The 19971-nt window shown below is 42.5% G+C and carries 19 protein-coding genes; 1 reads left to right on the forward strand and 18 read right to left on the reverse strand.

Features of this window, described 5'->3' with window-relative positions; translation table 11 throughout:
• The first annotated feature begins 75 nt into the window (after positions 1 to 75).
• Positions 76 to 1557 carry a hypothetical protein gene (locus tag NBH03_RS03940; RefSeq protein ID WP_215689364.1) on the forward strand — a complete coding sequence of 494 codons (1482 nt, stop codon included), beginning with the start codon at positions 76 to 78 and terminating at the stop codon, positions 1555 to 1557.
• Between the two features lie 107 nt (positions 1558 to 1664).
• Here the strand turns inward: NBH03_RS03940 and NBH03_RS03945 are convergent, their stop codons facing one another.
• From NBH03_RS03945 to NBH03_RS04030, 18 genes are all read right to left on the reverse strand, one after another.
• On the reverse strand, positions 1665 to 3797 hold the full coding sequence (locus NBH03_RS03945) for an RNA degradosome polyphosphate kinase (protein ID WP_215689363.1): 2133 nt from the start codon (positions 3795 to 3797) through the stop codon (positions 1665 to 1667).
• A 4-nt stretch (positions 3798 to 3801) separates the two neighbouring features.
• Positions 3802 to 5337: a Ppx/GppA phosphatase family protein gene (locus tag NBH03_RS03950; RefSeq protein ID WP_250797330.1), complete on the reverse strand. Its 1536-nt coding sequence runs from the start codon at positions 5335 to 5337 to the stop codon at positions 3802 to 3804.
• Between the two features lie 11 nt (positions 5338 to 5348).
• A complete protein-coding gene (locus tag NBH03_RS03955) occupies positions 5349 to 6488 on the reverse strand; it encodes a bifunctional chorismate mutase/prephenate dehydratase (protein ID WP_215689361.1) in 1140 nt (379 codons plus the stop codon).
• 30 nt (positions 6489 to 6518) lie between these two features.
• Positions 6519 to 7343 carry a 2-amino-4-hydroxy-6-hydroxymethyldihydropteridine diphosphokinase gene (gene folK, locus NBH03_RS03960; RefSeq protein ID WP_250797332.1) on the reverse strand — a complete coding sequence of 275 codons (825 nt, stop codon included), beginning with the start codon at positions 7341 to 7343 and terminating at the stop codon, positions 6519 to 6521.
• Between the two features lie 50 nt (positions 7344 to 7393).
• Complete coding sequence (gene folP / locus NBH03_RS03965; RefSeq protein WP_250797334.1) at positions 7394 to 8203, reverse strand: dihydropteroate synthase; 810 nt, start codon at positions 8201 to 8203, stop codon at positions 7394 to 7396.
• A gap of 13 nt (positions 8204 to 8216) precedes the next feature.
• The gene (locus NBH03_RS03970; RefSeq protein ID WP_215689359.1) at positions 8217 to 8699 is read right to left on the reverse strand and encodes an HD domain-containing protein; all 483 of its coding nucleotides are present in this window, start codon (positions 8697 to 8699) and stop codon (positions 8217 to 8219) included.
• A complete protein-coding gene (locus NBH03_RS03975) occupies positions 8674 to 10026 on the reverse strand; it encodes a bifunctional folylpolyglutamate synthase/dihydrofolate synthase (protein ID WP_250797337.1) in 1353 nt (450 codons plus the stop codon). The genes NBH03_RS03970 and NBH03_RS03975 overlap by 26 nt, the downstream gene beginning before the upstream one ends.
• A 9-nt stretch (positions 10027 to 10035) precedes the next feature.
• Entirely contained in the window at positions 10036 to 11238 is a 1203-nt protein-coding gene (locus tag NBH03_RS03980; RefSeq protein ID WP_250797338.1) for a class I SAM-dependent rRNA methyltransferase, read from the reverse strand.
• 417 nt (positions 11239 to 11655) lie between these two features.
• Positions 11656 to 13065 carry a GntP family permease gene (locus NBH03_RS03985; RefSeq protein ID WP_250797339.1) on the reverse strand — a complete coding sequence of 470 codons (1410 nt, stop codon included), beginning with the start codon at positions 13063 to 13065 and terminating at the stop codon, positions 11656 to 11658.
• 51 nt (positions 13066 to 13116) lie between these two features.
• Positions 13117 to 13527: a MaoC family dehydratase gene (locus NBH03_RS03990; protein WP_250797341.1), complete on the reverse strand. Its 411-nt coding sequence runs from the start codon at positions 13525 to 13527 to the stop codon at positions 13117 to 13119.
• Positions 13528 to 13888: 361 nt separating this feature from the next.
• Entirely contained in the window at positions 13889 to 14794 is a 906-nt protein-coding gene (locus NBH03_RS03995) for a LysR substrate-binding domain-containing protein (protein WP_250797349.1), read from the reverse strand.
• A gap of 278 nt (positions 14795 to 15072) precedes the next feature.
• Complete coding sequence (locus tag NBH03_RS04000) at positions 15073 to 15495, reverse strand: hypothetical protein (protein ID WP_250797354.1); 423 nt, start codon at positions 15493 to 15495, stop codon at positions 15073 to 15075.
• Positions 15496 to 15543: 48 nt separating this feature from the next.
• Positions 15544 to 15777: an acyl carrier protein gene (gene acpP, locus NBH03_RS04005; RefSeq protein WP_250797356.1), complete on the reverse strand. Its 234-nt coding sequence runs from the start codon at positions 15775 to 15777 to the stop codon at positions 15544 to 15546.
• A 26-nt stretch (positions 15778 to 15803) separates the two neighbouring features.
• Complete coding sequence (locus NBH03_RS04010) at positions 15804 to 16070, reverse strand: HPr family phosphocarrier protein (protein WP_250797357.1); 267 nt, start codon at positions 16068 to 16070, stop codon at positions 15804 to 15806.
• A gap of 156 nt (positions 16071 to 16226) precedes the next feature.
• Entirely contained in the window at positions 16227 to 16622 is a 396-nt protein-coding gene (locus NBH03_RS04015) for a zinc ribbon domain-containing protein (protein ID WP_015513972.1), read from the reverse strand.
• A 210-nt stretch (positions 16623 to 16832) separates the two neighbouring features.
• Positions 16833 to 17816 (reverse strand): electron transfer flavoprotein subunit alpha/FixB family protein, encoded by a 984-nt coding sequence (locus NBH03_RS04020; RefSeq protein WP_117539401.1) that lies wholly within the window; start codon positions 17814 to 17816, stop codon positions 16833 to 16835.
• Positions 17817 to 17833: 17 nt separating this feature from the next.
• The gene (locus NBH03_RS04025) at positions 17834 to 18637 is read right to left on the reverse strand and encodes an electron transfer flavoprotein subunit beta/FixA family protein (RefSeq protein ID WP_250797362.1); all 804 of its coding nucleotides are present in this window, start codon (positions 18635 to 18637) and stop codon (positions 17834 to 17836) included.
• Positions 18638 to 18789: 152 nt separating this feature from the next.
• Positions 18790 to 19953, reverse strand: coding sequence for an acyl-CoA dehydrogenase (locus NBH03_RS04030; RefSeq protein ID WP_250797363.1), 1164 nt, complete (start codon positions 19951 to 19953; stop codon positions 18790 to 18792).
• Positions 19954 to 19971 lie beyond the last annotated feature (18 nt).

Genomic DNA, 19971 nt, shown 5'->3' on the forward strand with positions numbered 1-19971 from the left:
ATTCAATTTTGATTGAAAATTCAATTTTTAAGTGTTATACTAGATATCAGAATACTTAAGAGGGAGGTATGCACAATGAACGCCTATGGCACTTTGTTAAAAAAGCTGATTCGCTTTACTAATATTAAGTTAACAAATCTTGCCGAGATCGTAGGTTATGACACATCTTATATCAGCAAATGGTGCAACAAAGGCAAACTGCCTGCTGCCAAAGCCGCCCCTAATGTCAACAAATGTCTTGCAGACGTTTTTGCACGGGAAATTATTATCCAGGAAGAGGCTACTCTTTTCGCTGCGGAATTCAATGCTTCCGGACCATATGATGAATCATCGCTCTCATCGACCATCTTTCAGCTTCTGAAGGATGCGTATAAACGTTCCTACGATAATACATCTGAAAACGCACAGCTTGCCGGACTCTCATCCCAACGCATGCTTCTCTGGCAACTTGATATTAAGAACTTTTTTGTGACTGAACTGCCTCAGCTGCTGCATCAGCTGAACGAACCATGTCAGATACTCTGTACAATGGATATATGCGGATTCCTTAAAGATCTTTCCTATGAGACCGGCCGTCAGGCCTATTATACCAATCCCGTTCATATCAAGATGGGAATCAATCTCGGAGGCCATTGCAAGAACAACAGCTATATTCCTCAGTTGTACTATTTCCTGAATCATTATAACGATATCAGTTTTGATTTCTATGAGAACACATGCATGGACTATATGAATCTGTTTATCGTCAAGAACTGCATTGCTGTGCAGTGCGCTCTTGACAAGGACTACCGTATCAGCATCGCACATATCATTACAGATACTGCGCAGGTCAATAGTCTTTACCAGAAAGTGAATTCAGAATTCACTTTGAGCCGGCTGATGATCCATTCCTCCGATTCCGAAGAACTTTTTTATAACGGCTACCGGACAGAATTTTATGCACACAACACTTTTCAGATTATGGTGACAAAAGGTTTTGAATTTCTTCTTCCGCCGGAGATCAATCCAAGATTGATCCAGGCTGCCCGCGATCAGGGTTTTGATGAAAGCATGGCTCAGCTCGTTGCACATCTCGGCATCACATGGGAAGAGATTTTTGAAAAAGGAGCAATTGATTTCTACCTCCTGAAAACCAACCTCATACGCTATATTACCGATGGGACGATTTATTTTGCAGATGTCGTTTATCACATGTCTGTTGAGGAACGAAAGAAGCATATCCAGCATGTGCTTGATCTGGTACAGAAAAATCCAAATATACGCTTTTTCATTATTGATGATGAATGCATCCCCAACTCAGAACATCTTTTCCAGATGTCTGTTTATAACAACAAGCGCAAGCTTTTCCTGAAGAATATGGAACACTATGACGCACGTACACATCTGGGACCAAGTTTCTACACCATGCAGAACGAAACTTTGATTGGCGGCATCAGTCAGTATTTCTCTGAACTTCAGTCTTCTTCGCTCTGCAATGTTTACGGATCAGAAGATGTCTTCAGATTCTATGAGAAATACGGCATAATGATTGACCGAATGCTCTCCATCGAAGAATAAAACTACGCTATAAAGGGCCGGCAAATGTTATCCACTCCATTTACCGGCCTCTTTTTTTATGTCCGTCATCCAGCTGTTTTATGCCCGCCGATTTTTCTTACTGCGATCTATTCATCTACATGCAGCAACGGTTCAAATACTCTTCGAATTTGAACACTTTCCTCTTCCATGCCCTTTGCTTCCCCAACAGCCTCCTTGCAGAAATACTCCTGAGAATTAACAAGTACTTTGCCGCGCTTGTCAATTTTGCTGTAGCTGCCGTCCAGCTGGAGAATATGTGCCTTGACATTGTCTGCCAGCTGGACGCTGAGAATATGCTTCACAGCCTTTTTGCACTCCTCGTCTTCCACCGGGAACATGATTTCTACCCGCTTATCAAGGTTTCTAGGCATCCAGTCGGCACTTCCCATGTAAATATCTTCCCAGCCATCATTATAACAATAGAAGATTCTGCTGTGCTCCAGAAAATTCCCCACAATGGAACGCACATGGATATTTTCACTGAGTCCCGGAATTCCGGCCTTCAGGCAGCAAATCCCCCTGATGATCAGCTGGATTTCAACGCCTGCGCAGGAGGCCTCATAAAGAGCCGCAATAATCTTCTTATCACACAATGAATTCATCTTCGCAATAATCCTTGCTGGTTTGCCCTGCCTTGCATGTTCAGTTTCCCTGTCTATCAACTTCAGGAACCGATCTCTCAGCCAGATAGGTGCAACAACCAGTTTATTCCAATACGGAGGCTCTGAATAGCCGGACAGCATATTAAAGACCGCTGTCGCATCCTCTCCGATTGGTTTAGAACAAGTAAGCAATCCCATGTCTGTATACAGCTTCGCTGTCTGGTCATTATAATTGCCGGTGCCGAGATGCACATATCGTCTGATACCATCCTCATCTCTCCGGACGACCAGGGTGATCTTACTATGAGTCTTCAGGCCCCTCAGGCCGTAAATAACATGGCATCCGGCCTTCTCCAGCATCTTTGCCCACAGGATATTATTCTCCTCATCAAAACGGGCTTTCAGCTCCACAAGGACCGTTACCTGCTTACCATTCTCCGCTGCTGCTGCCAGCGATGCAATGATCGGTGAATTGCCGCTGACGCGGTAAAGCGTCTGTTTGATAGCCAGAACATCCGGATCCTTAGCTGCCTGACGGACGAACTCAATAACCGGCGTAAATGTCTGATACGGATGGTGCAGGAGAATATCCTTCCTGCGGATCTGGGTAAATATGTCCTCTTCCGTATTCATCCCTTTCACAGGCTGTGGTGTATATTTGCTGTATCTAAGGTGATCAAACCCTTCAAAACCGCTGACTTTCATCAAAAATGTCAGATCCAGCGGCCCTCCGATACGATAAATCGCTTCTTCTGCCACATCTAATTCCTTTTTGAGGATTTTTAATAACCGCCTGTCCATATTTTCTTCTGCTTCCAGACGGATAACTTCGCCCCATTGACGCATCTTCAGCTGCCTCTGAATTTCTTTCAGAAGATCCGCCGCGTCTTCTTCATCAATAGACAAATCCGCATTACGCATAATTCTGTATGGATGCGCACAGATCACTTCATAATTTAGAAACAATTTCTGGATATTTTTCTCTATGATCTGTTCAAGAAGAATAACCGTTGTATCTTCATCATTTTCAGATGGGATCATAACAATCCTTGGCAGAACATTCGGCACCTGGACCGTAGCAAAATCATATTCCCCTTTCTGCTGTTCATCCCTGATCAGTGCACCGATATTCAGTGTTTTATTGCGGATCAGCGGAAAAGGTCTCGACGAATCAACAGCCATCGGAGTAAGCACCGGATACACATCACGCATAAAATATTCGTCAACAAATTCTGCCTGTTTCGGACTCAGATCCTCAAACTGGTCAATAATCACCATATGATTCTGTCTGAGTGCCGGCAAAAAAGAACGGTTATATGTGCTGTACTGAACCCCTACCAGCTCATGTGTCTTTTTACTGATGTGCTTCAGCTGCTCCTGGGGCTTCATGCCGGCTATGTCCGGTTTTGTATACCCCGCGTGAACCATGTCCTTCAATGAAGCCACACGGATCATAAAAAACTCATCCAGATTGGAAGCTGTAATACTTAAAAACTTCAATCTTTCAAAAAGCGGCAGGCTTTTGTCTCTGGCTTCACTCAGCACTCTGTAATCAAACTCCAACCAGCTGAGTTCACGATTCCTATAATTCTCCGGCTGTTCAAATTGATTGCTCATGACCTTACCTCCTCTTCATTCTCAACACAGGCTTAAATCCATAAATTTCTTCGAAGAAATGACTCTTATTCTCTATTGTACTTTGTTCAAGGGTAATATCATAAATCGTATCTGCACGGATGATCAGTTCCTTTTCTTTGAAAGTTGTTGTGACTTTTCGGATCTTCTGTCTGTGACTTCTATCCATACCATTTGCCAGTCTCAGAATGGCAGCCAGCTTCAGCATGCGAATATAATTTTTTCTGTTGAGCGGTGCTTTCAATTCAGACAGCTTCGGCACATAATGCCATGCATTGTATTTGATCGTATCAGCAATAATACTCTTCTCCTGTTCCGACAATCCGACAAATTCTGTCGCACGAACAATATCGCAGCTGTAATCTGTACCACCAAGCATATTGACATACTTGCCGCAGTCATGAAGAATACAGGCCATCTGCAGAAGAATGCCGTCGCGCTGATCCAGTCCTGCTCTCTTTTTGATGCCGTCAAATATTGCCAGGGCTGTTTTTTCGACATTCTCCGTATGCTCTTTGTTGCTCTCATATCGGGCTGCCACTGTCCTTGCATAAGAAATAATATCTTCAGCAAAATAATGCGCCGGTTCAATCTGTTCCTGCCTTTCCGCATAATCCACGATCATACCGTCACACAGATCACAGCCTGCCGCCCATATCTTCTCTGCACCTGAGATCTCAATAATCTTTTTGTAAACAATGATTGCCGGTTTCAGGACGGTTGCAAGCTCATAAGGAATACTGTACTTTGCTGACAACTCTTCTTCACCTGCTGCCAGCACACTTCCGCATACCGCATCAAAAGCATGCCGTTCCATATGGTTTTTCCTGCCGTCACTGCCGATGATCTTGACAATGGATTCCATCTCTTCTCCAACTGCAATAATATGGCGCACTTTGCGCTCATGCATAAACAGTCTTGAAAATGTATCGATATAATTGCCGATATAATCTTCCATGACGTTGACAAAATTATCCGTCTGTCCCTCCAGGTCTGCCAGAATCTCTCTGATTCGAAGCGATCCAAGCTTCAGGTTCTGCGTATAGATCAGTCTGCCCTCATCATAAATCGTAATCTGCAGACTTCCCGAGCCCATATCGACAATCGCTGCACCATCATCAATCAGCTGTTCAAAATTTCTCATCCCGCGGGCCACAGATTTCAACAGCAGAAAACGCTGCTGCGCATTGTCAATAGTCTCTACTTTCAAACCTGTACGCACACGGATCTGATCCACGATCAATTCACAATTGCTGGCCTCAATCAGTGCACTGCTGCCGAGGGCCAGATAACTGTCAACCCTGTACTCTTCCATTTTGGTGGAAAAGCCCTCCAGGACATCACACAATTCCCTGACAAGATCGTATTCAATATAACCTTTTGTATAAGTATCACTTCCAAGTTCGATATAATAACGAACATAGTCAATTTCCCGAATTCCTGTTTTGGGAGAGATCTCATAGATCTTCATACTAACTTCTCCGGACCCCACATTAATAGCGGCAAAGGTTTTGTACGTCATGCCAATCCCCCTTATTCAACCTGAATATAATTACCGAGTATCTTGAAATTAATGGTCTCCTGTGCCATTCCTCTTAATGCATCCTGAACAGGGGCCTCACCAATATTGCCGTCAAAATCAATAAAGAAACGATAACGCCATTTGTCCCCCTGGATTGGTCTTGATTCAATTTTTGTCATATTCAGACTATTATAAATAATAAATCCAAGGGCATGATACAGACTTCCGGTCTCATGGGCATTCGCCAGTTCAAAAGAAATACTGATACCGTCCGCACCTTTGACATATTCTTTCTTGTGACGAATAATGATAAAACGTGTGGAATTATTGTCATTATCACTGATCTTTTCTTTTAATACAGATAATGAATAAATAGCTGCCGCTGCCGGTGATGCGATGGCCGCCTGGGTTCTGTCCTGCTCAACGAGGACTTTTTTTGCACTGACTGCTGTATTCTGCAGACTTACCTGTTCCCATTCCGGTTTTTCATCAAGAAAACTGCTACACTGAAGCAGCCCCTGCGGGTGAGAATAAACCGTCTTGATCTGGTCAATTTCCGTTCCCGGAAGGCCCAGCAGTGCATGTTCAACCTTCACAACATACTCACCTACAATATAGTTATCATACAGATGCATCAGATCATAGACATCTGTAATAATACCCGTTGACGAATTTTCCACAGGCAGCACACCATAATCAGCACGCCCCTCATGCACTTCCTTCATAACATCCTCAAATGTCTTCACATGATAGCAGTCCACATCTTTGCCAAAATACCCAAGTGTCGCCTGATGACCGTAAGCGCCCTCTACCCCCTGGAAGGCAACCTTTGCCCCTGCATGGTCACCGTTGCATTCCTCAAAGCCGAAATTGTCCTGATGGGCCTCAGCCACCAGCTCATACTGACGCACACGGCTGATGGCCATCAACTGATTAAATAATGTTTCCACACCCCGGGCGTTGAAACTGCTTGTTGCCATATCTTTGGCTCTTTCAATCTTGCTGCGTTCCCTCACTGGATCATACACCGGCTTTCCACAGCCAATCTTATAACGTGCCACCTGTTCTGCTACATCCATTCTTTCTTCAAAAAGACGGATGATCTGTTTGTCAATATCATCGATCTGATCTCTTAGTACGCCTAAATCCATCTGTTCATCCCCTGTCTCATTCAACTGTAATTATTTGCTTTGCTTTTTTAATGCCGCAAGCAGTGCATTCACTGTCTCATTTATAACCGGATGTCTGAAATCTCCGGCAATATCCGATAACGGCTGCAGAACAAATTCTCTGTTAGCCATATCTGCATGTGGAATATGCAGATCCGGGGTATCCAGTATCAGATCATCATAAAAAAGTATGTCCAGATCAAGGGTTCTTGGTCCCCAGTGAATTTCACGTTTTCTGCCCAGCTTATGCTCTATTTCATGCAGCACCCTCAATAACTCTTCCGGTGTATACAGCGTCTCTATGCCAATACAGCCATTCAGAAACGGCGGCTGATCCGTATATCCGTAAGGTGCTGTCTCATAAAGTGGCGAACGCTTTGTCACCTGTATGTCTGGCACTGCCTCCAGAAGCCGGATTGCTGCCGCAAGGTTCATCTGACGATCCCCCAGATTGCTGCCGATACCAAGGAAAGCCTGATGTCTGCTTCTCTCAATATGTACCAGAACCGTATCAAATGCATAGGGAACCGGTGCTCCCGGCTTCTCAAGTTCAACCGTCACCTTTCTGACCATCGGATACTGAACAAGCAGGTAATGCGCAATATCCTCTGCTGCCGCTTCAATCAGCTTTCTTCTGTGGTTCTTCGTCCATTCCACAATTCCCAGGCAAACTTCCCCGTAATTGACGGATGCCTGAAGATCATCGCTGATACCTGCTGCTCTTGTATCCAGTTCCATCTCTACTGTAATATAGAACTTCTGTCCCAGTCGTTTCTCTTCTTCATAAACACCATGATGGGCATATACTTCCAATCTACGTATACATATCTTATCCAAAATGCAGGGCCCCTTTCAACCTTTGAAAAACATCTGCTTATTCCGTATCTCTATTGTGCATTCATAATTGCTTCGGCCATCCGTACAGCACGATAATTAGCCGCTACATCATGCACACGCACGAAGCCATAGTGTGCCTGCACAGCCCACACGGAAGTTGTAATTGTTCCCTCCACTCTCTGATCCACCGGCAAATCAAGGGTCAGGCCAATCATAGACTTCCTTGAAGTACCAAGAAGTACCGGATAGCCAAACTGATTAAAATCATTCAAATGTTTCATAACCATCAGATTCTGTTCCAGCGTTTTGCCAAATCCAACACCAGGATCCAGAATCATTTTGTCCTCTGCTATCCCTGCCACTTTGGCTGTCTCGATAATCTTTCTCATATCTGCCATGCAATCCGGCAGGAAATCTCTGTAGTCGATCTTTTCCCTGTTATGCATCAGACAGCAGGAAACACCTGCATCCGCGATAAGCCCCGCCATCTTTTCATCATATTGAAGCCCCCATATATCATTGATCAGATCACATCCGGCCTGAATAGCTGCTTCTGCCACTGCCGATTTGTAAGTATCCACCGAAAGCGGAATATCAAATTCTTTCTTGAGACATGCCACAACCGGTGCAACTCTGCAGATCTCTTCTTCGTCAGAAATCTGAATATGTCCCGGTCTTGTGGATTCTCCGCCAATATCGATAATTTCAGCGCCTTCCTCGATCATCTGGCTGACACGACGTCTGATATCATCCATATTTTTGTAGCTGCCGCCATCCGAAAAAGAATCCGGTGTTACATTTAAAATGGCCATCACAGCCGTATGATGCTCTGTATCAAATATTTTATTGCCTATCTGCATTTTCTGCCTCCTGTCAGTTGCTGACTGTCCTGTTTTTCTGTGTCTCCGGCCAGTAACACGTGTCCTGTGCCTCACAAAGCCAACATATTCTGGATTTTTTATCAGACTCATAAAGTAAATATGCAAATCTGTCTGTTTCCATTTCCATTTTCTCTCTATGACTGCCGATAGCCGCCAAGATCTGCCCTATCGCTTCCTTACTGAAAGCGGTGTCTTCCAGGATATCTGCTGCAAGAGCCGCACCGGCCTCCTCATGAGGTATATTCTTCTCATACTGTCGCCATCTTCCGATATCATGCAGCAGCGCAGCAGCATAGATCATTTCCTTCTGAAAACCAAGATTCTGCTCCAGATTTGTAATATATGCCACTCTGGCCACATCAAGACTGTGTTCAATTCCATGGCAGCAAAATACCCGGTCAATTTCATAGTCATGAATCTTCTTCATGGACATGATAAACAGCGGATGATTAATAATTCTGTCTATATTCTTCATCTGAAGATTTCCTTCCTGTTAATTGGTACCACCCCGCCATTGTCGATAACGAACCAAAACATACAATCGCATGATTACCTTCTCCGATCTTCCTGGCAATTGCAAGGGCCTCCGCCTGGCTCTTCGCTGCTAAGGTTCGCTTAAAAAACGGCGTCGCTGTCTCTTTAAGCTGTTCGGCAGCAAGTCCTCTTGGATTATCCGGTTTAAAAGCAATCAATGTATCAGAACAATCTGAAACCATCTCAAGCATCTGTCTGTAATCTTTGTCTGCAAAAACACCCATAACAAGAATAACAGGCTTATCTGACAAATATACTTTCATAGAATCCACAAGGCTCTGTACACCATCCGGATTATGGGCCCCATCAATTATCAGTGACGGATTTTTCTCCATTACCTCAAACCGTCCCTGCCAGTAAGCAGATGCGATGCCTTTCCTGACCACCTGCTCACTCAACACATCTTTTGGAAGGACATCCAACTGTACCGGACAATCCGTTGCTGTCATCTTGCCCAGCATCTCAACCGCCTTTACAGCAATCGCTGCATTCCACGGCTGACACCTGCCGACCATCCGGGTCTGAAGCTCTTTATAAGATTCAAAGTCGAACTGCTGGCCTCCGAAGAGATCCGCATACGTCATGTGGACATCTTCAGCCCCGACTACCGCATATTCACTTTGTCTTTCCAAGCTGATCCGTATCAGGGTGTCAACAGCCTTCTGCCTGCCGGCCCCAATCACCACCGGTCTTTTCTCTTTAATAATGCCGCCCTTCTCAACTGCGATTGCTTCAATCGTATTCCCAAGAAAATGCATATGATCCATGCCAATAGATGTAACAACTGATAATACCGGCTTGGGCACTACATTGGTCGCATCCAGCCTTCCGCCCATTCCTGTCTCAAGTACAACAAAGTCACATGCCATGGCTTTGAAGTACAAAAAGGCCATCACCGTTTCCAGTTCAAAGGCAGAAGCGCCCTCTATCCCCTCTGACTGCATCCGTTCATCGACTTCCCGCACCCGGCTCATCCAGTAGGCCGTATCCTTCCTGGATATCCATTCTCCGTTGACCTGAATCCGCTCTCTATAATCAAAAAGTGTCGGTGAAACATAGCGTCCGACCTTATATCCGGCCTGCATGAGTATAGAAGCAATATAGGTGCATACAGACCCCTTTCCATTCGTCCCGGCCACATGAATCACATTGCAGTCCATTTCAGGATGTCCCGTTTTTTCCAGCAGTGCCTGGATTCTCACCAGCCCTGGCATAATTCCGCTGCAGCTCACTTTTTCTATATAACTTATTGCTTCCTCATAATTCATGTCCGGCCTCTATTTCTCATCCACTACCTGGAAAATGTAAAATTTCAAATAATAAGACTCATCTGCAGACCATAAAATTGGGTGATCTGCTGCCTGTGTGCGATATTCAGTCTGACGTAGACGCTTATGTACACTTCTTGCCGCCTGATGCAGCATCTCTGTAAACAGCTCATACGTCATAAAATGCGAACATGAACATGTTGCAAGAAATCCGCCGTCTTTGACCAGCTTCATACCACGCATGTTAATCTCTCTGTATCCTTTCATCGCATGCTTAACAGAATTTCTTGATTTCGTAAAGGCCGGCGGATCCAAAATAACAACATCGTATTTCTCTCCCTGCTTCTCCAACTCCGGCAGCAGGTTAAAAACATCTGCACACTGAAAATGCACGGTATCCTGCAGCTGATTCAAAGCAGCATTCTCTTCTGCCTGATGCACCGCCAACTCCGATGCATCCACACCTGTAACCTCCTCTGCACCTGCAATCCCTGCATTTAATGCGAAGGAGCCTGTATGTGTAAAGCAGTCCAGTACTCTCGCCCCTCTGCATAATTTCTGAATTGCCAATCGATTGTATTTCTGATCCAGGAAAAAGCCTGTCTTCTGACCATCCTTCACATCAACAATATATCGCACACCATTCTCCATAATCGGAACATCTGTATCAAAAGGCTCACCAATAAAATCTTTAATGCGCTCCATACCCTCCTGATCACGATACTTACCGTCGCTTCTCTCATACACACCCTTTATCTCAATGCCATCTGCCATCAGAATCTCTTTCAACAGATCGACAATCTCAAACTTCATTCGATCCATTCCAAGGGCTGTCACCTGTACAACCAACACGTCAGAAAACTTATCAACCACCAGTCCCGGAAGAAAATCAGCTTCCCCGAATACCAGTCTACAGCTGGAAATATCTGTGACTTTCTTACGGTAATCCCAAGCCGTCTGAAGTCTTCCCTTTAAAAATTCACGGTCAATTTCCTGCTCTACATGACGCGTCATCAAACGAACCCTGATCTTAGAATGACGATTGATAAATCCACGTCCCATTGGGAAACCATCAAAATCCCTGACGATGACCATGTCACCATCTTCATAACTGCCTGTTACCGATGCGATCTCATTGTCATAGACCCACATACCGCCGGCCTTCAACGTGCGGCCTTCACCTTTTTTTAATACAACCACTGCCTGTCCCATTTTATCTACTCCTATATATTCTTTTACTTAAAGGCGTCAAAAACTTCGCGCCATTTTGATCTTATGATGTCATGTACAACTTTACCATTTATTTTCAGGATAATCAAGTTATTTGTATGTATAAAATACACCTCCTGATGCATAGACTGTTAATGAAGAAAAATACATTCTTTACGGCCGGATGAGACAAGTACAAACTGCAGAGTCAGTTCTGTGCCACGTGACCGTCTCCCGGCCGGCTACATAAATAGGACCGCTTCGTTTTTCCATCGACAACATATTCAGATCACGCACCGCCGTCTGGAAATAAATTCTGCACATAAAAAAACTGCCGCCCAACGATTGCTCGTCAAAGCGACAGTTTTTATCATATTCATATGCATCATCTGTCAAAAACAGATTTGTCCTTTTCCTGGATTAGCAGATACCAATTGAACCAAGGATAATGATAACTACACAAGAGATTAAAGGAATGATAACTGTATTCATACCGATATCAACATAAGATTCCTTATGTGTCATACCTGTTACTGCAAGCAGCGTGATAACGGCGCCGTTATGAGGCAGAGTATCCATACCACCGGAAGCAACAGCAACTACTCTATGCAGTACTTCGTGGCTGATACCCATTGCTTCTGCCTGTTTGCTAAATGTATCTGCGAATGTTGCAAGAGCGATAGACATACCACCGGAAGCAGAACCTGTAACACCGGCCAGAACAGATGTAGAAATTGCACCACCAACCAATGGGTTGCCCGCTGATAATGCCAGCATTGCATGAGCAAGGATTTCATAACCAGCAAGTGTCTTAACAACATTACCGTAACCAACCTCAGATGCTGTATTCATAACTGCAAGGAAAGAACCGGAAACACCTTCTTTTAATGTCTCAACGATACCTTTCTTGAATCTCTTTGCATTGAAGATAACAACGAGAAGAATACCAACAATCAGAGCAATAACAAGTGCCCATGTACCAGCTACATGACTAAGTTCTGTGTTGTATGGTTTACCTTCCAGATAAGCATACTTGTCTGCATTTGCAGCAACAAATACAACTTTGGATAATACGAAGTTAACAACGATAACTGCGATAACCGGGATAATAGCTGTACCAAAGGATGGCAGATTAGAATGATCAATCTGAGCCAGTGTTTCGTTTGGATGATCACCATAGCCTTCACCCTTAGCCATTGCATGTTTGATACGTGTTGTCAGCCAAATCATACCACCAATGAACATGATCAGGGCTGCGATAATACCAAGAACAGGAGCTGCGAAAACATCTGTACCGAAGTACTTCATAGGAATTGTATTCTGAATCTGAGGTGTACCCGGAATAGCTGTCATTGTGAATGTAAAAGCACCAAGAGCGATACATCCTGGAAGGAAACGCTTTGGAATACCAGCTTTTCTGAAAAGTACAGCACCGATTGGGTAAATAGCAAATGCTGCTACGAACAGAGATACACCACCATATGTGATAACTGCACAAGCAAGAACAACAGCTAATGCCTCTTTACCTTTACCAAGCTTATCGAAGATAAAATCTGCGATCGCCATAGCTGAACCAGACTGATCCATTACAGTACCGAAAATAGCACCGAGCAGGAAGAATGGGAAGTAGCTCTTAACATAACCAGCCATGTTAGTCATAAATACTTCCGTGTAAGTTGCAAGAACGTGGAATTCACCACCTGTAAAGATTGCAGTCAGAACAGCTGCAAGCAGAGCAAGGATCGGTGCAAGAAGGACGATAGACCATCCTTTATAACCCAAATAAATCAACAATGCCAATGATATAACAATCGCCAATACTGATAACATAATTTTCTCTCCCTTATTTATGTAATTCTTCTAAGCGGCTTCTCAACAAAATCAAGCCTTTGGAGGCATAACAGTTGCTTTACCTTTGATAACGATTTCGCCATCCTGATTAACAACTGTAGTATCCAGGATCACTCTGTTCTTCTCAAGAATGATCTCTTCTACTGTAGCAGTAGCTGTAACAGTATCACCAATATGAACCGGCTTAGTGAATTTCAGCTCCTGACCCATGTAGATTGTTCCCGGACCCGGCAAGTACATACCAAGTACTGCAGAAATAAAACCTGCACCCAGCATACCGTGTGCGATTCTTGTCTTAAACATTGTCTTAGAAGCAGCTACCTCATTGGTATGTGCCGGATTTAAATCACCTGTAATACCAGCAAAGAGATAAACATCTGTTTCTGAAACAGTTTTAGTTACACTTGCATGATCACCAATCTTCATTTCCTGAATTGTCATAATCATACCCTCCTTCTTATAGATTATTCTCCCTTTTACGCCTTAACAACAAATATCCCTATCTGTACGGCAACCATATAAGCTATGAATAGATTTCCAGTCTCTCACATGGGACAAGCACCTTTTGTTATAAAAATCACATGCAATTCGAGTAATGACTTTCTCACCCATCATCATTCACTGCAACTGCATACAATGTTTTATGAATATTTACCCACATAGTTGTGAAATAAATATGAAAAGGCACGGTGAATTTGCATCTTTATTTTAACAAATATCACCCAGTTTTGTAAAGTATGCATAATTCAATTAATTATGAATTAATTCTATACTGGTTTTTATCTTGAAATAATTGCAGAAACTATGTATATTCTTTAACAGTGTCTTTATTATTGACAACAAAATGTATAAATTCTTCCATCTGAGCTGTGATTAATTTCTCCTTCTTGAAAATCATAGCAATGTTCCACGGGAATTCCGGTTCTTTCAGGCGGATCATCTTAATTCTGTCACTGGAATAAAATCTCTTCATAATCGGAACAGGCAAAATACTGATGCCCTGATTGTAAGCAACCATCTCTGCCAGGAAATCCCACTGGGAACTCTCTGTTGTAATATGAGGATAAAATCCTGCAATTTCACAATTCTTGATGATCCTGTCATGGAGCATATAGGTTCTATCTAATATCAGAAAATCTTCATGTTCCAATTCCTTGAAATCGACTTCATCACGGCTGGCCAAAGGATGATCTTTATTAACAATCAATGCATTATCCGAGGACATCGCCGGAATGATATGATAATTATCTGTATTAATAATAGGTAAAATAACAACACCGATGTCAATGTTTCCCGCATTTATCTGATTCTGGACAATATTCGCACCAACTTCCGAGATTTCTAGTTCAATATTAGGATACTGTTTGATAAAACGAAATAAAAGTTGGCTGAAATAAACAGTTGAAATAACCGGCGGAACACCTATTCTGAGTCTTCTCCTGCTTCGATGTATCTTCTCTATAATCTCATCCTGACTTTCATCTATATATTGCAGCAATTTCTCTCCTTCAACATAAAGAATCCTGCCTTCTTCTGTCAGATTAAAACTCTTACTTGTACGGTCAATCAATGTGACATTCAATTCCTGTTCCAATGATTTCACCGATTTACTTAATGCAGACTGTGAAACATAAATATCGTCTGCCGCTTTAGTAAAACTTTCACGCTTTGATATATCCACAAAATACGATAAATGCTTCAAATTCATAATACATCCTGTTCCTCTCTTCCTCTTTAGTGAGAAATACAAAAAAATTACACCGTCCATCATGATGTCATTCGCTAAACATAAAATTTATATAAAAAAGTATAATCCAATTATTTACATTCTATGAATTAGATTATACCATTTCTGAATAACACTATGTGGCTTTTATGTTCATTTAAACTATGATTTTTTTTCATAATTCAAATTTTAGAAAAGCAAAGCCCGAAAGCTCTGCCCTTCTCTCTGTTTTACTTGTCCTCTAAATATTTCGGCCATTCTTACTCAGATAAAGATTCATAAACAGATTCGATTTCTGTCTCCGTACTGCTCTCCGACTCTGTCGACTGCATCGCAGCTTTCTGCTTGGCTACTGCAGCATCCACCTGACGCTGACGCACTTCAGCAATCTTGCCGTCAGGAACGACATAGCATAAAAGAACAAATCCAATCGCACCGACGGCGAAGCGGATATTCCTGTTCATTGGTTCTTTCCCCATCTTCTCTAATACTATATCCGGAAATGGTGTGATAAAGACCGCCAAAAACGCACTGAGGATTGCCGGAAGAATCATCTTCATGGAAACACTGGCTATAAGGAAACTGCACAGTACAAATTCAACCAGTATAAAGAAAAAATTAACACCTTTTTTCTTCTCATTCTTTGTGTCGTTTTTTGCATTCATGGTGCTGTTCTTACTCATTCTACTTTTTCTCCTATCAGTCCTTAATTCTCTGTCGTAGCACAAAAACTAAACTTCGATATTCACACTCTTCAAATAATCAATAACTTTTCCAACTGTTGTCAGGTTCTCCAACTCTTCCGCAGGAATTTCAATATTGTATTCTTCTTCAAGATTTGTTACGAGTTCAAATAAATCCAGAGAATCCGCACCAAGATCTTCTTTAAAAGACGTGGCCTCTGTGATCTCATCCTCATTCACACCAAGTTCTTCTGCTAAAAGTGCCTTAATCTTCTCTAACATCTTCATTCTCCTTTATCAATGATATTTTATTGTTTGAGCGTTGAATCCTGCAATACGGTCGCTATACCATCCAATGCAGCCTGCTCATCTGGACCGTCACATTCAACACTGACAATATCCCCGCAGTGAATACCGCTGGCAACAAGATTCAGGATACTAGCTGTATTGATCACATGGTACCCGAATATAATCCTTGAATCTGCCTTAAAACTATTCGCTGTATGTGAAATAATTCCTGCCGGTCTGATATGCATACCGCAGGGAATTGCAACCTTAACTTTCCTTTCAACCATATTCAATCATCCCTCCGTACAAATAAGATAGTCTATCTTCACTCCTATCAAAATAAAATCTGCTCTATATAAAAATATACAACAGATTTATTATACCATCTTTTTCAGTTAAAAACATCTTATTTTTCAAAAAAATTACAAAAGAATTGAATATTGTCAGCTCTTTTTTATGAAAGATGTCCTGCATTTCGGGCATGTAATACTGATCTTCCCTTTTCCCTTAGGGATGCGGATCTTCTGCTTGCACTGAGGACACGTATAAATATGAAAATTCCTGCGCTGAGCAGCATAATATTTCTGCTTGCGGAACTTGTTCAAAATCGCATCTTTCTTCTGCAAAAACTTCATATTCTCTTCATATCGCTTATTGATATTCCGAGAAAACACTCTGACATAAGCCAGAATCAGCAGCACCAATGTCAGTGTATAAAACAATGACTGCCGCGTAATGATCTCAAGCACCATACTGATAATTGCCACTATAAAAATAAATTGATTCAGCTGGTCATTGCCATAGCGACCGGCCATGAATCGCTGCATACGTTCTTTCATGAAATACCTTCTTTCATTATCATTCTCCTGCACACCTTATCACAGATATAAAACATTGCTTATTTGCTATACTACCGCAAAATAGCTCCCAGGTCAATGAAAGAAATCTATAATATTTATAAACAAAGTATAACCTATCCCATCCGCTAAGAATCCGCGTAAAAAAGGGCTGATACCAAAGTATCAGCCCAAGAAAAATCAATCAACAGATTATTTGTTTTTCTTGAATTCTTCAATCATGATGTCGAGAACTTCCATAGCACCGCCAACGATACCTACATCTGCAACATCAAAGATTGGAGCATCTTCATCTTTGTTGACAGCAACAATATAACCGGAACCGATCATACCGGATACATGCTGTGTAGCACCGGAAATACCAAATGCAAAGTATACCTTTGGTGCTACGATCTTACCTGACTGGCCAACCTGATGTGCACGGCTGATCCAACCAGATTCCATAGCTGGTCTTGTACAACCAACAACACCACCAAGGATATCTGCCAGTTCCTGTAATTTGTCGAAGTTTTCTTTGCTGCCCATACCACGGCCACCTGCAACGATAACTTCTGCTTCTTCCAGGTTAACGGATTCAGCGATTTCTTTTACAGTTTCTTTGATCTGAAGTTTAATCTGATCATCAGCAACTGTGATTGCTTTCTTAGCGATATCACCAGCTTTGCCAGCTTCTGGCTCAAGCTTAGCTACAGAACCGCCACGGATAGAAGCAACCTGAGGTCTAACGCTGTCAATAACAACATCTGTCAGAATATTGCCACCGTATGCAGGTACTGTAAATACAACATTACCAGCTTCATCTAATTTAACAGCTGTTGCGTCACAAACTGAACCTGTAGCCAGTTTAGCAGCAATTCTAGGAACTAAATCTTTACCTTTGCCTGTAGCACCTGTAAAGATAGCAGCAGGTTTAACTTCTGCAGCGATCTGAGCTACAGCATCTGCAACTGCATCTGCATTGTAACCTTCAAACTGAGCGCCTTCAATAACGATTGCGCTGTCTGCGCCATATTCAATTGCTGTCTTTGCAGCATTTTCACAAACTGTAACAGCAATAACCTTGCCGCCATTTACTACTGATTTAGCAGCAGCAATATTTTCAAGGCTGACATTAACCGGTTTGCCTTCGTCAAGCTCTAATACAACAAGAATGTCTTTATATTCTGCGAAATCCATTGTAATTCCTCCTTAAATTAAAGTACTTTTGCTTCTGCAATCATAGCAAGCGCACGCATTGTAGAATCAGCAACAGTTTCTTCCTGAATCTTAACACCAGCCTGTTTCTTAGGTGGCTCGTATAATTTAAGGACTTTTGTCAGAGAGCCTGCTTCGCCAATCTTAGCTGCATCTACTGCTAAATCCGCAGCAGTCACTTCATTGATTGTAGCTTTTCTTGCAGCCATCTTTGTCTTAATTGTTGGGTATCTTGGATCGTAATCTGGTTTCTGAATTGTTACAACACATGGTGTAGTCATTTCAATTACATTGTAGCCAGTTTCTGTTTCCTGTTTAACAGTAACGCCGCCTTCAGCAGGGTCAACAGCAATAACATCTGTTGCAACACCAACGCCGAGTTCTGAAGCAAGCTGAACACCAACCATACCTTTAGAGAAATCTGTAGCTTCTTTGCCACAGAATACAATATCAAATTTAGCGCCATTGATTTCTTCAATCTTAGCTACTGCCTTTGAAAGGATATAAGCCTTAGCTGTTGTATCGGAACCTGCGAAAGAAGCGTCCTTAATCAGGAATGCTTTGCCGGCACCAACAGCAAGACATGCTCTTAAAGCAGCTGTTGCATCATCGTCACCGATTGTAGCGACTGTAACATTACCGCCATTGTCTTCGATATATCTTTTAGCCATTTCCAGTGCATATGTATCAAATGCATTAACAACAGCTTCAACACCATCAAGTTTTGGTGCGCCTGTTGCAGGATCAAGCTTAATTTCAACGGAATCATCTGGAACCTGTTTAATCAAAACTAATATTTCCATAATTGTTATCCACTCCTCATTCTTTATAGCACAACTGGTGTGTAGTTTCCTGCACACCAGCCATGTGAAAATCTTATATTTTTCCTAAATGAATCTTAATCACAGGAATCCTCAGAATTTATCTTTTAATTGACAGGTATTAGGCCTGAAAATTATTTTGTAGCACCTAACCAGCCAGCGATAACCATACGCTGAACTTCACTTGTACCTTCATAAATTTCTGTGATCTTAGCATCACGCATATGACGCTCGAATGGATATTCACGAGAGTAACCATTACCACCAACGAGCTGTACACAACGACGAGCTACATCTGAAGCTGTTTCAGAAGCAACTAACTTAGCCATAGCTGCTAAGTGGCTGTGTGGTTCGCCATCCTGTTTAGCCTGAGCTGCACGGTAAACAAGCAGACGAGCTGCATCTACTTTAGCCTGCATATCAGCTAACTGGAACTGTGTATTCTGGAATTTCCAGATTGGTTTGCCAAACTGTACACGTTCTTTTGTATAAGCAACAGTTTCGTTGATTGCACCCTGAGCAATACCGACAGCCTGAGCAGCGATACCGATACGGCCACCATCAAGTGTTGTCATAGCAACCTTGAAGCCTTTACCCTGCTGTCCAAGGAGGTTTTCCTTAGGAACGATACAGTTATCGAAGTACAGTGAGCATGTTGATGAACCACGGATACCCATCTTCATTTCATGGCCCTGAACTGAGAAGCCTTCGAAGCCTTTTTCAATGATAAATGCAGAGATATCATGATTTGTGTAAGGATTTTCTTTGTAGTCTGGTCTGTAAACCATAGCGAATACAACGAAGATATCAGCATACTGTGCATTTGTGATGAATACCTTGGAACCGTTAAGTACCCAATGATCACCTTCATCTTTAGCAACTGTCTTCTGCATAGCAGCATCTGTACCAGCGCCTGGCTCTGTTAAACCGAAAGCACCTAACTTCTCACCTGAAGCAAGAGCTGTAAGGTATTTCTGTTTCTGTTCTTCTGTACCGTATTTGTAAATAGGCCAGCTGCAAAGAGATTCATGAGCGGATAATACAACAGATGTTGTAGCACAATGAACAGCCAGTTCCTCGCAAACTGCGATGTAAGAAAGGTAGCTAAGGCCAGCACCGCCGTACTCTTCTGGGAAATACATACCCATCATACCCATTTCAGCAAGACCGTTACGTGCTTCCATAGGGAATTTTTCTTCCTCATCAATTTCATGAGCTCTTGGAGCTACTTCCTTGACTGCATAGTCGTGTAACATGTCGAGAATTTCCTGTTCTTCTTCATTAAAGTGAAAATTCATTACTATCCCTCCTAATGA

The organism is Coprococcus intestinalis, from assembly GCF_023656595.1.
Lineage (GTDB): Bacteria > Bacillota > Clostridia > Lachnospirales > Lachnospiraceae > Coprococcus_A > Coprococcus_A intestinihominis.

Excerpts from the sequence above, each read along its gene's own strand:
- NBH03_RS03940 (WP_215689364.1), top strand. The coding sequence starts at position 76 with ATGAACGCCTATGGCACTTTGTTAAAAAAGCTGATTCGCTTTACTAAT.
- NBH03_RS03945 (WP_215689363.1), bottom strand. The coding sequence starts at position 3,797 with ATGAGCAATCAATTTGAACAGCCGGAGAATTATAGGAATCGTGAACTC.
- NBH03_RS03950 (WP_250797330.1), bottom strand. The coding sequence starts at position 5,337 with ATGACGTACAAAACCTTTGCCGCTATTAATGTGGGGTCCGGAGAAGTT.
- NBH03_RS03955 (WP_215689361.1), bottom strand. The coding sequence starts at position 6,488 with ATGGATTTAGGCGTACTAAGAGATCAGATCGATGATATTGACAAACAG.
- folP (WP_250797334.1), bottom strand. The coding sequence starts at position 8,203 with ATGCAGATAGGCAATAAAATATTTGATACAGAGCATCATACGGCTGTG.
- NBH03_RS03970 (WP_215689359.1), bottom strand. The coding sequence starts at position 8,699 with ATGAAGAATATAGACAGAATTATTAATCATCCGCTGTTTATCATGTCC.
- NBH03_RS03975 (WP_250797337.1), bottom strand. The coding sequence starts at position 10,026 with ATGAATTATGAGGAAGCAATAAGTTATATAGAAAAAGTGAGCTGCAGC.
- NBH03_RS03980 (WP_250797338.1), bottom strand. The coding sequence starts at position 11,238 with ATGGGACAGGCAGTGGTTGTATTAAAAAAAGGTGAAGGCCGCACGTTG.
- NBH03_RS03985 (WP_250797339.1), bottom strand. The coding sequence starts at position 13,065 with ATGTTATCAGTATTGGCGATTGTTATATCATTGGCATTGTTGATTTAT.
- NBH03_RS03990 (WP_250797341.1), bottom strand. The coding sequence starts at position 13,527 with ATGACAATTCAGGAAATGAAGATTGGTGATCATGCAAGTGTAACTAAA.
- NBH03_RS03995 (WP_250797349.1), bottom strand. The coding sequence starts at position 14,794 with ATGAATTTGAAGCATTTATCGTATTTTGTGGATATATCAAAGCGTGAA.
- NBH03_RS04000 (WP_250797354.1), bottom strand. The coding sequence starts at position 15,495 with ATGAGTAAGAACAGCACCATGAATGCAAAAAACGACACAAAGAATGAG.
- acpP (WP_250797356.1), bottom strand. The coding sequence starts at position 15,777 with ATGTTAGAGAAGATTAAGGCACTTTTAGCAGAAGAACTTGGTGTGAAT.
- NBH03_RS04010 (WP_250797357.1), bottom strand. The coding sequence starts at position 16,070 with ATGGTTGAAAGGAAAGTTAAGGTTGCAATTCCCTGCGGTATGCATATC.
- NBH03_RS04015 (WP_015513972.1), bottom strand. The coding sequence starts at position 16,622 with ATGAAAGAACGTATGCAGCGATTCATGGCCGGTCGCTATGGCAATGAC.
- NBH03_RS04020 (WP_117539401.1), bottom strand. The coding sequence starts at position 17,816 with ATGGATTTCGCAGAATATAAAGACATTCTTGTTGTATTAGAGCTTGAC.
- NBH03_RS04025 (WP_250797362.1), bottom strand. The coding sequence starts at position 18,637 with ATGGAAATATTAGTTTTGATTAAACAGGTTCCAGATGATTCCGTTGAA.
- NBH03_RS04030 (WP_250797363.1), bottom strand. The coding sequence starts at position 19,953 with ATGAATTTTCACTTTAATGAAGAAGAACAGGAAATTCTCGACATGTTA.